Origin of the sequence: Pseudoteredinibacter isoporae (genome assembly GCF_040372805.1) — a bacterium.
GTDB classification, from domain to species: Bacteria; Pseudomonadota; Gammaproteobacteria; order Pseudomonadales; family Cellvibrionaceae; genus Pseudoteredinibacter; species Pseudoteredinibacter isoporae_A.
In genome coordinates this window covers 720,012-734,475 of the sequence record NZ_BAABWJ010000001.1, presented here as the reverse complement: position 1 = coordinate 734,475, position 14,464 = coordinate 720,012, and the positions used below count along the sequence as shown (strand labels likewise).

Below are 14,464 nucleotides of genomic sequence, written 5' to 3'. Positions count from 1 at the left end.
GTTTTTAGTCGTCGCTTACGGGCGTTTTGCCGCGCAGCTCAATAGTGAATTCATCAAATTGCTGAAAGTACTCATTACCTTCAACGGCGGCGCGCTGAAACTGAACATCGAATTGTAATTCCGAGCTCTGATTGTTCACGGCGCCAATCTCAATAGCTGAGGCCATACTCATTAGGCTGTATGCATCGTCGATTTGCAGTTCGCGGGTGGAAATGTGTCGGCCGCCACGTAGAGAATCAACAATGTAATTTCGTAAACCTTGTTTGTTGCTGACAAATGCTTGATCCAGTAATTGCTGGATCATCAGCTCTCGCTGGGCGTCACTGTCCAATTCCGGACTTTCCTGAACCTGAGTGTTGAGTACGGCTGTGCTTTTGCGTTCCTGCCACTTGATTTGTGCGGGGTCAATAAACCCGAGGCGCATACTGGCGCATTCTTCCGCAGCGGCTTCCAGGCGCTGTTGGTAGTCCTTTTCGTCGAGGTCAGCGAGTTCCCGACAAATTTCCACCAAGTCGTTGTCGGCTTGACTGTGCAAATAACTCAGCTGGCGAATAATAATATCTGCGCGCTTGGTAAAGCCATGCAGGGCGCTGCGCAAGGCCGGCAGCATAATGTCAGCTGCACTGCGCATGCGTTGTTCGATCTGTTCCAACAAATAATACAGATAGGATTGTTCATTGGAGCAAAGGTCCGGAACGACGCGACGCAGTTCCTTTTCGGCCTGCTGTTTGACCTCTTTGGGTCGGCCGCGAATTTTGCGAATGACTTTTTTAATATCGTCGCGGTATTTTTCCACACTGTCGGCGGAGAGCCGCACCTGAATATCCGGTTGAAAGCGTTTTTCCATAAAGTCGAAAAACTGCTCGCTGGCCTGCTGGACCAACTGTTGGGCTTCAACTTCGCGCACCAATTCACGTTTACGCTCTTCGAGTTCAGAAATAATATCGGTGAAGTCGGTGATGATTCGCTCAGAATGATCAAAGGCATCCAGCAGGTCATACACTTCGGCGCGGCTGTGAAAGGCCTCCAGAGCGTTTAGGGTGTTGCGTGTATTGCGATGGCGTGTGCGAATCTGGCTACTATCCGACTCCAGAATTGCCTGGGCAAAAATCCTACCCATTCGGCTGAAGGGATAACTGGTGGCCAGCGTGGCTGGATCGACCTGGCGTTCTACCCAGCCGCAATCAATCAGTACTTTCAGTACCCAACTGGCTTGCTCGCGAGGGTGTTTGAAGCGTGGTTCATTATCGGCCGTATCCTTGTCTTCGCTGTCGAGAACCAGCTTGGCGTTCCGGGCCAGGGCCTCGCTGATGATATCGACAATCAGCTCACGATCAGGGGCGTGGCCGTAATCCGCGGTAGCGCTGTATTGGCGTTGATAGAGAAGCGTCAAGCAAGCGGCCACCTGGCCCCGGTACTTCCCGGTTAAGGCCTTAAAAAAGTGTAGACGCTCATCGCTGAAAAACATGGTTAACCCTCGGCATTCCCTGCCATCGCGGGGCCAAAAGCGGAGATTCTAGCGCTTTGGGCCACGGGGGTAAATAAGACTTGTGAAGTCGAGGACGTGGGGGATTCAGCGACGGGAGGTCAGCGGCTAGATATAGACCGCAGGTCCTGGATAGACGTCTTGGGGAAGAGCGGACATTGGGGTGCCCCTCCCCATTTGACCCGCTGAGTTCGAGGTAGGCTACTTCGCCATGATAAAGACCCTATCCGAAATAGACTTGCTGCGTTGGAAGCTCTTCAGGCGTGAAATCACAGCATCGCTGGTTCGAATGCCCTTGGAGAGCAACAGGGTGCCAGCCTCGGTTTCGACATCGCGTGCGAGTGTCATGTTGGTGTCCAACTTGGCAATTTCGATCAATTCTTCGCCCGTATGGGTAATGAACTTAAGAGATTTTTTAAACAGTTCTATAAATTTGGGGTCGTAATAGATACCTGATTTCGCCTCCAATTTTTTCATGGCGATATCGGCATTCCCAAAGAGGGACTCATAGTGGTCAAAGTCGATAATGACTTTAAGAAGCCGGGAGGCGACGGGAATATTGCTGCCCTCCATTTCGACGTCCGGGAAGCCAGAGCCATTGAAGTTCTTGTTTTGATAGCGAATGGAGTTGGCGACATCCTCCATGCGGGGAATCTTACTGATCAGTTGATGGGCCAATTCCGGATGGTGGTTGTACATTTGAACGAAATTGGCGTCCAATCGTTGGCCCTGATTGATTGCTTTAATGGCCTCATCAGGCATGCTGACCAAACCCACTAGACACAACATGGACAAGGCTTCATAGCGCCAGGTCTCTTTGACACCCAGAAGCTCAACGCAACGGGTGACATGACCCTTCAAGCGCGAGGTGCGCCCAAAGATCTCTGGGCTGGCGAGAGCCAGGGTTTCGCTCAAGGCTTCAATGCTGGAGCGCAAAGTGTTTTCTAAGAGGTCTTCTTCGAGGGTTGAAAGTTGGTATTGCTGAATGGCCGCGTGCAACGTTTCGGAGACAAACTGTGGAGTCGACGGTTTATTGATGAAGCGGAAAATATTGCCCTGATTGATGGCATCAATGGCCGTCTGTTGATCGGCATTGCCTGTTAACATCACTCTGACAGCATTGGGTTGAACGCTCTTAGACTTTTCCAAAAATTCGATGCCATTCATGTCGGGCATTTGCATGTCGGATACAATGACCGAAAATGAAACTTCAGAATCCAAAACTTCCAGGCCCTTGGGGCCGCTTTCCGCAACATGGACGTCAAATTCTTCGCGAAGATTTCTGCGGAAGGCTCGCAGTACATTGGGTTCGTCGTCGACTAATAATACAGAGTGTTTCATGTTGACCTCGCTTCCTTAGTTCTGGCCGTCGGCAAGCAGCAACCAGTCGTCAATGGTTTCCTGTTCAAAATAGGTTAATAGGGTTTTCTGATAATCGCGTTGACCTTTTCGAATCAACACAATTTTGTGTGCAATAAACACCAGTTCTGCAGAATTCATGGTATCAAAATTCAAATGCGCCTCTTGATGAAGCAGTGCCAGGCTGGTGGATATGCTTGAGGGCAGTCCCCAAAGATCCAAAAGGTAAGCGCCGACTATGTCATGGCTGAAGCCAAAAACGTGTTGTTCGGCCTCAATCAATGTCATGCCTTGATTGAGGCAAAGTGCCTCAACGTTTCCGTACTGTTCGGCCAATTCGTGGCGCAGAATAATTTCGCCAATATTATGTAAAAGGCCTCCGGTATACGCCTGATTAATCAGCGATTTGTCGCACCCTGCCTTGCTGGCGATAGCCTTAGCGAGCATGGCGGTTGATTGGCTGTCAAGCCAAATGCTTTCCAGTTTTTCCTTGGGCATACCGGTTTCAGAAAACTGTTCAAAAATCTTAATTGTTAAAATTAAACTCTTAATGGTGTCAATACCCAGGTAGTTGACGGCATCAACCGGCGAGTCAATGTTTCGGTTCAGTCCGAAATACGCTGAGTTGCATATCTGCAGCAGCTTGGCTGTCATGCTGACATCTGCGCTGATGAGTTCTGATATGGTTTGGAGGTTAACATCCTCTTTTTTCAGTTCGTTGTTAATGTCGTCGTATATTTTCGGAAGGCTAGGTAAGTTTTCCAGTTTGGAGATGGCCGTTGACAGGGCTTCGTTGGCTAATAGGTGTTTTAGTCGAAGAGCCTTTTCTACAGTTGATTTTATGGTTTTATAGTCCGTAGGCTTGGGCAAATACTGATGAGCGACTTTGACACAGCTCAAAATCAGTTCGGTTTCGCTATAGCCGGATAACACAACACGAAGCGTTTCCGGATACAGATCTTTAATTTGAGTCAGTAACTCAACACCGTTCATTTGCGGCATTCTCATGTCGCTGATGACAACGTCAAAATCTTCTGCCTTCATTTGTTCCAGTGCTTCCTTGCCTGAATTTGCAAAACTCATAGACCAGTCCTTGCGAGCCGGGTGCAAAACTCTTCTCAAGCCTTTAAGGACATTTTCTTCATCATCAACAAAAATAACGTTCATTTTCATGTTCCTGCAATCAAAGTCTGCCTCTAACCTTCGAGTGGAAGGGTGATGTGAAAGGCAGTTCCTTTTCCTTCCTCGCTGTCTATACTGATGGAACCATTGTGTTTATCCTTAATAACCGAGTAGGAAATGGAAAGCCCCTGACCCGTGCCTTTGCCAACACCTTTCGTGGTAAAGAAGGGGTCGAACACCTTATTGATAATATTTTGTGGAATACCACAGCCATCGTCGTAAATAGAGATCAGTACATCGTTCTCTTGCTTTTTTGTCGTGATCTTGATTTTTCCCATGCTGCTGCCTTGATACTTCTGTTCAATGGCATGGGCAGCATTGACGATGATATTGAGAAAAACCTGGTTTAGCTCACTCGGGTGGCAACTCAGTGGTGGGAGATTATCTTCCAATTCCAAAACCATTTCAGCCAAGTACTTCCATTCGTTTTTGGAGATAATGGAAGTACTTTCAATCGCTTTGTTTAAATCAATTTTTTGCATTTCTTCGCCGTCAGGGTGCGAGAAGTTTTTCATGGCTCCAACAATGCGATTGATTCGGTCTAAACCCTCTTTAGATTGTTGAATGGCATCGGGGAGTTCTTCTTCCAGAAATTCAAAGTCAAGTTCTTCAAGCAGGCTGTTCAATTTCTCCAGGCTGACGGTATCGCTGTCTGATTGAATGCTGTCTTTAACATATGAGATCAAGTCTTTGCTTGAAGAATCGATAAAGGTGAGGTTGTCACCGACAAATTGTGCTGGGGTGTTGATTTCATGAGCGATCCCGGCGGCGAGTTGGCCTATGGACTCAAGTTTTTGGGCTTGCCTCAGTTGAGCTTCAATTTCCTGGTTTTTCAGCTCCTGGATTTTTTGCTTGGATATATCTATATACACTCCGCGTAAGCGATGCAGTTTTCCATGTTTGTACACTCGGGTAACCAGGCCCTTAAGCCAAATTTTCTCTTTATTGGCGCGCTGACTGCTGAACTCTAATTGAAAGCTATTGTTTTTTTCGGGTTGGTCCCGCATCTTTTCAGCAATGTCGCTTTGGCCAGCGCCTTCCATGAGCGTACCGATTACAAAGTTTCCCTGGGTGAATTTCTCTGGAGTGAAACCCAAGATGCGTTCCACTTGATCGCTGACATAAGTGTATCTCATGGTTTTGGGATCGCCTTCCCATAGAATGCCATCGACAGAATTGGTCAGTGCGGTTAGTTCATCATTAGATTCCTGCAGTTTTTCGAACAGAGCCGTTGATTTGTTGACTTGGCTTTGAAGTTGATTCTTAGCCTCTTCCAGCTCCTTGGTTTTCAGCTTAACTTTGTGATTAATGACTTGAGTTTCTATCGATTTGGCGCGAATGTAATACAAGCTGGCGAGTGTCAGGGTCAAGCCGAAAATAAATGGCAGATAGTCCAGCCAGCTGTCCAGATTATAAAAATCATTCCCCGGGTCAAAGGCGATGGAGATTTCCAGGTCAGCGTAGCTTGCAACATAAGGCAAGAGAATCAGATTTTGACGCTGTGTCCTTAGTTCATCGACTCCTATCGGTTGTGACAGCGTTTCTGGATAAGAGTATAAATGACTGAAGCCTTTAATTCGGTTGCCGGTATAGAGGTGGGTTTGCTGCCATTCTTCGCTGGATCGTTCTATGACTTTGGCAAGCAAGCTCTCCAGACTGCTGCAAATGATCAGTCGGGCATGCGTGACATCAGGTATCTTGGTCACCATGCAAATTTCATTGTGAAGTTCGTCCTCAGACTTGATTAATATAGAAAATTGATCCGGTTTTTCTTTCAATTCAACCATTGATTTCATGATGTCTGATTTCAGATCCAGATTTGAGACTTTCTCCAGAGAATGTAAGGCTTCTGATTCACCATTGGGTTCCAGATAAATATAAAACGACTCGTAGTTGGAAAGCTTATTTACAAGGTGTCTAGCCTTGTCCTTGTAATCTTCAATGTTATTGAAATTATGGTCCGATACCTCGGAAATGGATATTGCCAATAGATTGGAGTAGTCCTGCTTGTTTTTTAAGGTATCGCCGATAATCAACGTCAGACTTGCTATTTTGGATTCAAAGTCGATTTTTTTCTGGTTTCGATATTCGGTCAGTTTTGAATTTTGGGCCAATATAGAGACCGACAAACCTATGGCGAGCACGATAAAAAAAACGAGTACATCTCTTCGAGTGTTTTTAATCTTCATTGTCTTATCGATCTGATATAGATAACCAGAGACTCAATCTCATGGCTAAGCAATTCATATTTCCAGGCTGGCATTTTATTGGATCGCCCCATTTGTTCGCCGCCATCAAGAATAATCCCCTTTAAATAGTCGGCGTCCTGCCGACTCTTTGTCAGATCAAACGGTGGCGGGTTGTTAATGACCTTGCCTGATAAGACACCGTCGCCTTCCCCGTTCTCACCGTGGCAGATTTTGCAGCGGGTTAGGTAAATCTTTCGTCCGGTTAACCTGCTGCTAGGCAGGTTTTTAGAGGCTTGATCGATATCCTGCCGAGCGGCATCGGCGTGATTTCGCATCTTTATGATGAATTTCGACACCGATCGGATTTCCTGGTCGTTAAGCTCGCCCTTCCAGGGAGGTGAAAGAGGACTCATGTTTCCCTGAGATCCGCCCCAGCTGATGACTTCGGCGATTTGTTCCAGTTTATTTCCATACTGAGGTTCAAACAGACTGGTGTTCGGATACTGGTTCAGTGACAGAGGAATGTAGCCATCTCCGTAGCCGTAATTACCATGGCATAGGGCGCAGCGTTTAATATATATAGACGCACCCGTACCAGCGGTGCTTTCCGCTTTCGCGCTAGCGTTGCAGGCAACAACAGTTAAAAGCAGTGCAGTGATCGTATGTCTGAGCAGACGGATCACTACTCCACTTTGATTTTCATTTTCATAAACGGATGTATGGCGCATTGCACGACAACCTCTCCCTGCTTTTCGAACTTGACGGATTTGGAATTCCCTTTCGCGTACGATCCTAAATCAAACGCGGTTGTTTCGGACATGCTGTAAACATTGTGAAAAAAGGGATCTTGGTTAGTGAAATGAACAGTATCGCCGACTTTCACCTTCAAGGTCTTTTGGGAAAACGCTTTGTTTTTTTGCCCGACTTCATGCTCACTGGAATAAGCATTCGAGCAAACGATGATACTCAATAAAAATACGATGGCTGCGATCTTCATGATCATTGTCTCACTGCAGAGTCTTGAGAAAGGAGACCAGCTTTGACTTATCTTCCTTGCTCAGTGCGATGTTAATTAGGCTTGGTGATAGATTGTCCTTGGCGATAATGCCATCCTGATAATGGTCGACGACTTCTTCAAGGGTATTGGCACTGCCATCATGAAAATACGGTGCAGTTAAAGGGGCACCGCGCAGGCTGGGTGTCTTAAAGGCCCCTTTCATGATGTTTAAAGGCGTTTGGTTGAACCTTCCCAAGTCGGCCGATTGCCCTTCCAATGTGGCGACACCAACATTGTGAAAACCATGGTCGGTGAAATTGGGTGGGTTGTGGCAGTTAATGCAGCCGCTTTTCTGGCCATCCAGGAATATTTTGAAGCCTTCTCGCTCGGTCACGGTCATGGCTTCTGAGTCGCCTTTTAGCCAGCGATCGAAGCGTGTATTGCGTGCTGTAATGGTGCGTTCAAATTCAGCGATGGCTAGGCCCACTTTATTGATCGTGATCGCATCGTTATCGAAAGCCGCGTCGAAAAGTTTTGCGTAGTCGGGGTTTTGCTCAATTCGCTTCACCAACAGATCAGCATTCAAGCCCATTTCATCTGGATTAAAGATAGGTAGTAGAGCTTGATGCTCGAGACTGGGCGAGCGCCCATCCCACATAAAGGTGAGTGAATAAGCCGTATTGATAATAGACGGGGTTGCTCTTTTGAGCGTTTTATTTCTCAGACCAATAGCCTTAGCCTGCCCGTCTGACCAAGCGTACTTGGGGTCGTGACAGGTCGCGCATGACGTACTGGAGTCAATGCTCAAATTGCTGTCAAAAAAGAGCTTTTTCCCCAGAGCGACAAGCTGCTGATGCCGCTCTCGATAACTGAGTTCGGGCAGTAGCCATTGTTGTTTCAACAAATCCATTTCCCCCTTCTCGAAAAGGGACTCCGCTAAGCAAGGGCTCATACAAGCTAATGATAGATACATCCAAACTCTCATAACTCGACATACCTAGTTTTTAACAGTACCTCAGTACTCGTTATGCATATCTGTTTTTATACAAATATAGGACAAGAACATGATTTGGCAATTATTGGCTTGACTATCGGACGCCGTTTGTCTTTTGGGGTGTGCTATTTGTCTTTGTGAGGCAAGGTGTCGTTTACCTCAACTTAAAATAACAAACCCTCATGTGTAATTGAAAATGAATAACCAGTGAAAATGGGAAGATGGAGAGTATGATGAGATTGCTCAGAACGGGATAAACCTGAGTAAAATTCTAGGTTAATTCTGGGGTTTCATAGACGGCTTCGATGGCCTTGTGGGTTTTCAAAATGGGTATGGAAACTTGATCGTATGCAGTCGTACTTGGCTGTTCTCATTTCTTCAGAAAGTATTTATTCATGCACTCGGTTGTTAGGTTTCACTGGAAAGATAGCGGCTAACTTAAAAGCAGAGTAGATCTTCCAAACCCAAACCCAAACCCAAACCCAAACCCAAACCCAAACCCAAACCCAAACCCAAACCCAAAAGTAGTGGCCAGGATACGGTAGAGCATCAGCTCAACAAGTTTGTTGCCAATCGTTATCTGAGTCGCGAGCGGAGTCCAGAATGTTGTCTATGCGATGGATTCATTGTCATGCTTCATTCAATTCCCATCGGGAACGAAACTTCGATGACATCTTAGGGGACGTTTTGGCAGGGGCATGAGTACCCCTGTTTTTTGTTATCAAGGGTGGCAGCGTCGTTACGTGGAAAGTTCTACCTTACCGAAACGTTATTCAATATTTTGAATCTGCTCTCGCATCTGTTCAATCAACACTTTCAGTTCTACGGCGGCTGCGGTTGTATCTGTGACAATGGATTTGGAAGACAAGGTATTGGCTTCGCGATTGAGTTCCTGCATTAGGAAATCGAGGCGGCGACCAATGGCGCCTTTCTGTTTTAGGGTGCGGCGCACTTCGGTGACATGAGTGTCCAGGCGATCCAGCTCTTCGTCGACGTCGGCTTTTTGGGCAAGGATAACAATCTCCTGCTCTACGCGATCTGCGTCCAATTCAGCCTTCAGATCACCCAAGCGTTCTTGCAGTTTTTCCCGCTGAGCCTGGAGAATGTGTGGCATTAATCCGCGCACCAAGGTGACCTGTTCGCTAATGCCCTGCAGGCGCTGTTCGATCATATTGGCCAGTTCAGTACCTTCACGGTTGCGGCTATCGATCAGTTGATCGATAGTGCCGCTAAATTGTTCTAAGGCATCTTGCTTGAGTTGTTCGGCATTGATGCGATCTTCAACAATGACACCAGGCCATTTCAACAGCTCCAGTGGGTCCAGTGGGCTGAATTCACCAAGCCCTTGAAGTTGTTTGTTGGCTGTAATGAGTTGATCAATCAAGTCTTGATTAAGGCCCAGTTGGCCCTGCTCAAGGCTGCCGAGCTGGATGTTCAAACTGATATCCAGTTTGCCTCGGCTGAGTTTATTGCGAATTTGTTCGCGCAAGTTAGGTTCCAGATTACGGTGGGCTTCAGGTAAGCGGAAATTTGGCTCCAGGTAGCGATGGTTAACGCTGCGCAGTTCCCAGCTGATGTTGCCCCAAGAGTATTGTTGTTCGGAGCGTGCAAATCCCGTCATACTGCGTGGCATAATGCTTACCTTTTAATCAACTCATATTTGCCGTGACAACGGATAGAGGATCCGCAAGTCGCCTGAAGCGGAATCTTATCATAAAGGGTATACTGCGCGGCTAACTCAACACAAAGGTTTATCTATGAGCAGCATCGAGCGCCCCAGCGGCCGTCAACCCCAGGACTTACGTCCTGTACGTATTACCCGTAACTTTACTTGCCACGCTGAAGGCTCGGTTCTGGTGGAGTTTGGAAATACCAAGGTGATTTGTACAGCCAGTGTGGCGGATGGTGTCCCTCGTTTTATGCGCGGTGAAGGCCGTGGTTGGGTCACGGCTGAATACGGAATGCTCCCCCGCTCCACAGGTGATCGTATGAACCGGGAAGCGGCTCGTGGTAAACAAGGTGGCCGCACCGTAGAGATTCAGCGCTTGATTGGCCGCTCATTGCGTGCGGCTGTGGATATGGAAGCTTTGGGTGAAAATACCATCACCATCGATTGTGATGTGATTCAAGCCGACGGCGGCACTCGTACGGCGTCAATTACCGGCGCCTGTGTTGCCCTGGCCGATGCCGTTCGCTGGATGAAAGCCAACGGTAAGATTAAAGACGGCGTAGAGCCTTTGGCGCGCATGATCGCTTCCGTATCGGTGGGTATTTACAAAGGTGAGCCGGTACTGGACCTGGATTACCCAGAAGACTCCAATGCTGAAACCGATATGAATATCGTGATGGCCAGCGATGGTGGCATTATCGAAATTCAAGGTACGGCCGAAGGCGAGCCTTTTAGCGAAGCTGAGTTTATGTCGATGCTGGGTTTGGCGAAAAGTGGGATTAAAGAATTGCTGAATTTACAGCAGGAGGCACTGGCCGTTTGACGATTGTCAGAATATGTCAGTAGGAAAAAAGGCAGAGTAAAAAACTCTGCCTTTTTTGTTTGAGAGATGCGATAGTTAGCGCATCATTTGGAGCGAAGCGTGAGTGCTTTGCACAGATTATTTTGACTATCACAGGAGCAAGACCATGATCGGATACGTTACTTTAGGCACGAATGATTTTGCCAAGGCCGCAGATTTTTATGATGGCTTATTGGGCTCGATTGGTGCTACGCGTTTTATGGAAATGGACACTTTTATGGCGTGGGCAGTGGACCCCGGTAAGCCGATGATTTGTATTTCCAAGCCGTTCGATGGCAATGAAGCCACCGTGGGCAATGGTTGTATGACCGCTGTGGCGATGGATGATCAGAGCAAGGTTGATGCTTTTTATCAAAAGGCGCTGGAACTGGGTGCCCGTGATGAAGGCGAGCCAGGTTTGCGCGGCGACACGTTCTATGCCGCGTATTTCCGTGATTTGGACGGCAATAAGCTCTGCGCATTTACCATTCTGGGTTAATGGGCTACGTGAGAGAGATCAGAGCCCTTGCTCTGATCTCTCATTTTCTTTTCTATCAAATTGCTTTCACTTCAACCGGAACACCATTGAGGGCGGCATTGCCCGACACTTGATCGTAAAATTTCTCATCCGTCAGATCGTTACAATTCACGCCGGCCTGTTCATTGGCGATGCTCATCTTCACACCCTTGCGGGAATTGTGTCCCCAGCCGTGAGGAATGCTCACGACGCCAGGCATCATTTCATCCGTTGCTTTAACGGCGACATTTAGTTGGCCCACTCTGGATTGAATACTAACTGTATCGCCATCGTTAATGCCTCGGGCGATCAAGTCATCTGGGTGCATATAGAGCTGCCAGCGATCTTTACCTTTGGTTAGTCGGTGGCTGTTGTGCATCCAGGAATTGCAATCTCGAACATGTCGACGCCCAATCAATAACAGGCCGTCCCGAGCCGTATGATTAAGTTGCTGTTCCAGTCGGGAAACATCTTCTGGAATTAATTCTGGCAAGCAGTGAATCAATCCGTCTTCGGTGCACAGGCGGCCTTCGGTAAGGGATGGTTTTAAGGGGCCGAGATCCAGGCCGTGCTGATGTTTGTTGAGTTCATCGACGTTGAGTGCCCAATCATTATCGGCTGCTTCACCATAAGGGCCCATTTGAATGGCAAAGTCGATAATGTGCTTGGGTTCTGGAAGTGCCTGAAAATCAATGCCTTGTTTGTGTGCTAATGCCGCCGCGAGTTCATTGAAAATTTGCCAGTCGTGCTTACTGCCTTCACCTGGTTCAAAGACCGCTTCGTTGAAGCGCACAGTATTTCTTACGGCCAATCGTAAAAAGGCTAAATCAAAATGGTCGTGCTCAAGTGTGGTGGTGGGTGGCAAGATGACATCGGCATGACGTGTGGTCTCATTGATGTAAATGTCGACGGCGACCATAAAATCAAGCTGTTCCAAAGCCTTGTCGAGTTGTTGACCATTTGGCGAAGAGGAAACGGGGTTGCCGGCCATGATGAACAAACCTTTGGCCTGGCCCTCGCCTTCCGTCAACATTTCTTCAGCCATCGCCGCAGCTGGGATTTCGCCGTTGAATTCGGGCAGTTGGCTGACGCGACTTTTCCAACGACCAAAATTACCGGCGCCGGCTTCACCTGGCTTCACCATGCCAACGGCGGGATGAGTCAGCAATGTGCCACCTTGTTTGTCGAGATTGCCGGCTAAAATATTAATGATTTGAATCGCCCAGTTACACAAGGTGCCGTATTGCTGAGTAGAAATGCCCATGCGCCCGTAAAAGGCGGCTCGCTCCGTGTTGGCCAGTTTGCGAGCCAGTTCCCGACACTGTTCTGCACGAATGCCTGTGTGTGCTTCGATGAGTTCAGGTTTAAAAGGCTTGGCGAGATGTTCAATATCGGCAATGTCTTTCAGAAGCGGTTCCAGGTGGCCGAGGCGAACAAGGTTTTCTTCAAACAGCGTGTGAATAATGGCCATCAATAAAAAGGCATCACTGCCGGGGCGGATGGGCCAATGTTCACTGGCAACCTCGGCAGTTTCGCTGCGCCTCGGGTCGATAACCAGCACTTCACCATCGCGTTGCTTAATCGCTTTCAAACGCTTGGCAATATCCGGTACGGTCATCATGCTGCCATTACTGGCCATGGGATTCCCACCCATAATGACGAAGAAATCGCATTGATCAATGTCTGCGATTGGCACGCCGAGCTGATGACCATACATCCAGTAACACACCAATTGGCAAGGCAGTTGGTCGAGGGAGGTGGCAGAAAAGCGATTCTTGCTGCGCAGTAATTTGGACAGCATGCTGCCGTGGGTCAGGCTGCCATAATTGTGCACATTGGGGTTGCCGGCGTAGATGGCCAGTGCATCTCTACCGTGGGCCTGCTGCAGTTTGACAATACCATCAGCAGTCATTTCGATAGCTTCTTCCCAGCTGATTTCCTGCCACTGACCATCGACTTTTTTTACGGGTTTGCGCAGCCGTTCAGGGTCATTGTGGAGATCTTGCAAAGCAACGGCCTTGGGACAGATATGCCCACGTCCGAGCGGATCGTTTTTATCCCCTTTAATCGAAAGGATTTCGTCGCCCTGGGTTTTAATTTCGATGCCACAGATGGCTTCGCAGAGATTGCAGGCTCGATAATGGGTTTTGATTTCATTTGCAGACATGACGGCGCTCACGGGTATTATTATTTATGAAAGTATTTAAGGGTTATTCGTTTTATTTCACAAGAGTGAAAACTGACATTTAGCCACCCTGTAGTTGGGTGTTATGGACGATGATTATGAACATACCGGAATTAGAGACCGACAGCTTGCGCCTGCGTGCGTGGCAGGAAAGTGACATTGAACCTTATATCAATATGTGCGCCGATGCGGAAGTCATGCGTCATCTCACCGGTAAACCCATGACGCGCCAGGAAGGGTGGCGCCATGCAGCTTATATTATCGGGCACTGGCAGATCCGGGGTTATGGCCATTGGGCGTTGGAACACAAGGACAGCGGTCGATTTGTTGGGCGCTTGGGTTTCTTCAATCCAGAAGATTGGCCTGGTTTTGAAATTGGTTGGGCAATCAGCCGGCCTTTCTGGCGCCAGGGGTTAGCGGAAGAAGGTGCCAGAGCAGCACTGGCCTACGCCTTTGAGGAGATGGGGCGAGAGGATGTGATCAGTGTGATTAACCCGGAGAATGTGGCCTCTATCGCTCTGGCGGAAAAGCTGGGTGAGCGCTATCGGCGCGACGGTGAGATATTGGGCCACAAGGTATCGATTTATGGGATGGACAAGCAGGATTGGCTCCGGACACAACAAGGCTAGCTGTTTGCCCAAATATCCCGGGCCCAGTGCCAGATCGATTCGGCGGCCTCTTCGGTGGTTTCACCGCCGCTCCACAGCACAATTTCATCGTCTTGGGTAACCGCGTAATACCCTTCAGGGCAAGGACAGACCGGTAACAGTTCTCGTGGCAGTCCCTGTTCCCAAGCATCGGGCGCCATATCGGCGAGATAACTGTGGGAGCTTGGGTCAGCGGCCGTTGCCGGTTCCAGGCTGCCAATGATCAAATCGCTGGCATACAATAAAAAGTCCCGGTAGAGGGGAGGAATAGGCAATAAAATGGCTTCCTCGATATCCACCAGGTCATCGTGTTCCGGGAGATCCAGGGGTACTGGCACGCTCTCGGCTATATCCTGCAAGGCTTCCAGAACGTCTTCAAAATCTTCGTTGAGTGCCAT

The 14,464-nt window shown here is 48.3% G+C and carries 13 protein-coding genes; 3 read left to right on the top strand and 10 right to left on the bottom strand.

Annotated elements, in window-relative coordinates; genetic code table 11:
• Positions 1 to 4: 4 nt before the first annotated feature.
• The 8 genes from ABWW03_RS03365 to ABWW03_RS03330 form a co-directional block, all read right to left on the bottom strand.
• Positions 5 to 1,468: a Wadjet anti-phage system protein JetA family protein gene (locus tag ABWW03_RS03365; RefSeq protein ID WP_353406357.1), complete on the bottom strand. Its 1,464-nt coding sequence runs from the start codon at positions 1,466 to 1,468 to the stop codon at positions 5 to 7.
• A gap of 219 nt (positions 1,469 to 1,687) precedes the next feature.
• The gene (locus tag ABWW03_RS03360; RefSeq protein WP_353406355.1) at positions 1,688 to 2,827 is read right to left on the bottom strand and encodes an HD domain-containing phosphohydrolase; all 1,140 of its coding nucleotides are present in this window, start codon (positions 2,825 to 2,827) and stop codon (positions 1,688 to 1,690) included.
• A gap of 15 nt (positions 2,828 to 2,842) precedes the next feature.
• Entirely contained in the window at positions 2,843 to 4,012 is a 1,170-nt protein-coding gene (locus tag ABWW03_RS03355) for a response regulator (RefSeq protein WP_353406353.1), read from the bottom strand.
• Positions 4,013 to 4,041: 29 nt separating this feature from the next.
• The gene (locus tag ABWW03_RS03350) at positions 4,042 to 6,216 is read right to left on the bottom strand and encodes a PAS domain-containing sensor histidine kinase (protein ID WP_353406352.1); all 2,175 of its coding nucleotides are present in this window, start codon (positions 6,214 to 6,216) and stop codon (positions 4,042 to 4,044) included.
• Positions 6,213 to 6,944, bottom strand: a complete 732-nt coding sequence (locus ABWW03_RS03345) for a c-type cytochrome (protein ID WP_353406351.1) — start codon at positions 6,942 to 6,944, stop codon at positions 6,213 to 6,215. Before ABWW03_RS03345 ends, ABWW03_RS03350 begins: the two co-directional genes overlap by 4 nt.
• Positions 6,899 to 7,213, bottom strand: coding sequence for a plastocyanin/azurin family copper-binding protein (locus ABWW03_RS03340; protein WP_353406349.1), 315 nt, complete (start codon positions 7,211 to 7,213; stop codon positions 6,899 to 6,901). Before ABWW03_RS03340 ends, ABWW03_RS03345 begins: the two co-directional genes overlap by 46 nt.
• Positions 7,214 to 7,223: 10 nt before the next feature.
• Entirely contained in the window at positions 7,224 to 8,123 is a 900-nt protein-coding gene (locus ABWW03_RS03335; protein ID WP_353406348.1) for a cytochrome-c peroxidase, read from the bottom strand.
• A gap of 853 nt (positions 8,124 to 8,976) precedes the next feature.
• On the bottom strand, positions 8,977 to 9,840 hold the full coding sequence (locus tag ABWW03_RS03330) for a YicC/YloC family endoribonuclease (protein ID WP_353406347.1): 864 nt from the start codon (positions 9,838 to 9,840) through the stop codon (positions 8,977 to 8,979).
• 133 nt (positions 9,841 to 9,973) lie between these two features.
• On the opposite strand from ABWW03_RS03330, the gene rph reads away from it, so the two are divergent.
• Positions 9,974 to 10,699 (top strand): ribonuclease PH, encoded by a 726-nt coding sequence (rph, locus tag ABWW03_RS03325; RefSeq protein ID WP_353407116.1) that lies wholly within the window; start codon positions 9,974 to 9,976, stop codon positions 10,697 to 10,699.
• Between the two features lie 145 nt (positions 10,700 to 10,844).
• On the top strand, positions 10,845 to 11,216 hold the full coding sequence (locus tag ABWW03_RS03320) for a VOC family protein (RefSeq protein WP_353406346.1): 372 nt from the start codon (positions 10,845 to 10,847) through the stop codon (positions 11,214 to 11,216).
• Positions 11,217 to 11,271: 55 nt separating this feature from the next.
• Here the strand turns inward: ABWW03_RS03320 and ABWW03_RS03315 are convergent, their stop codons facing one another.
• A complete protein-coding gene (locus ABWW03_RS03315; RefSeq protein ID WP_353406344.1) occupies positions 11,272 to 13,401 on the bottom strand; it encodes a molybdopterin-dependent oxidoreductase in 2,130 nt (709 codons plus the stop codon).
• 116 nt (positions 13,402 to 13,517) lie between these two features.
• On the opposite strand from ABWW03_RS03315, the gene ABWW03_RS03310 reads away from it, so the two are divergent.
• Complete coding sequence (locus ABWW03_RS03310) at positions 13,518 to 14,048, top strand: GNAT family N-acetyltransferase (RefSeq protein WP_353406342.1); 531 nt, start codon at positions 13,518 to 13,520, stop codon at positions 14,046 to 14,048.
• Here ABWW03_RS03310 and ABWW03_RS03305 read toward each other — a convergent pair.
• Entirely contained in the window at positions 14,045 to 14,464 is a 420-nt protein-coding gene (locus tag ABWW03_RS03305; RefSeq protein ID WP_353406341.1) for an SMI1/KNR4 family protein, read from the bottom strand. The two genes, ABWW03_RS03310 and ABWW03_RS03305, sit on opposite strands and share 4 nt — an antisense overlap.

Bases quoted from the DNA above. Each gene is read 5' to 3' on its own strand.
- ABWW03_RS03365 (WP_353406357.1), bottom strand. From the start codon at position 1,468: ATGTTTTTCAGCGATGAGCGTCTACACTTTTTTAAGGCCTTAACCGGG.
- ABWW03_RS03360 (WP_353406355.1), bottom strand. From the start codon at position 2,827: ATGAAACACTCTGTATTATTAGTCGACGACGAACCCAATGTACTGCGA.
- ABWW03_RS03355 (WP_353406353.1), bottom strand. From the start codon at position 4,012: ATGAACGTTATTTTTGTTGATGATGAAGAAAATGTCCTTAAAGGCTTG.
- ABWW03_RS03350 (WP_353406352.1), bottom strand. From the start codon at position 6,216: ATGAAGATTAAAAACACTCGAAGAGATGTACTCGTTTTTTTTATCGTG.
- ABWW03_RS03345 (WP_353406351.1), bottom strand. From the start codon at position 6,944: ATGCGCCATACATCCGTTTATGAAAATGAAAATCAAAGTGGAGTAGTG.
- ABWW03_RS03340 (WP_353406349.1), bottom strand. From the start codon at position 7,213: ATGAAGATCGCAGCCATCGTATTTTTATTGAGTATCATCGTTTGCTCG.
- ABWW03_RS03335 (WP_353406348.1), bottom strand. From the start codon at position 8,123: ATGGATTTGTTGAAACAACAATGGCTACTGCCCGAACTCAGTTATCGA.
- ABWW03_RS03330 (WP_353406347.1), bottom strand. From the start codon at position 9,840: ATGCCACGCAGTATGACGGGATTTGCACGCTCCGAACAACAATACTCT.
- ABWW03_RS03320 (WP_353406346.1), top strand. From the start codon at position 10,845: ATGATCGGATACGTTACTTTAGGCACGAATGATTTTGCCAAGGCCGCA.
- ABWW03_RS03315 (WP_353406344.1), bottom strand. From the start codon at position 13,401: ATGTCTGCAAATGAAATCAAAACCCATTATCGAGCCTGCAATCTCTGC.
- ABWW03_RS03310 (WP_353406342.1), top strand. From the start codon at position 13,518: ATGAACATACCGGAATTAGAGACCGACAGCTTGCGCCTGCGTGCGTGG.
- ABWW03_RS03305 (WP_353406341.1), bottom strand. From the start codon at position 14,464: ATGGCACTCAACGAAGATTTTGAAGACGTTCTGGAAGCCTTGCAGGAT.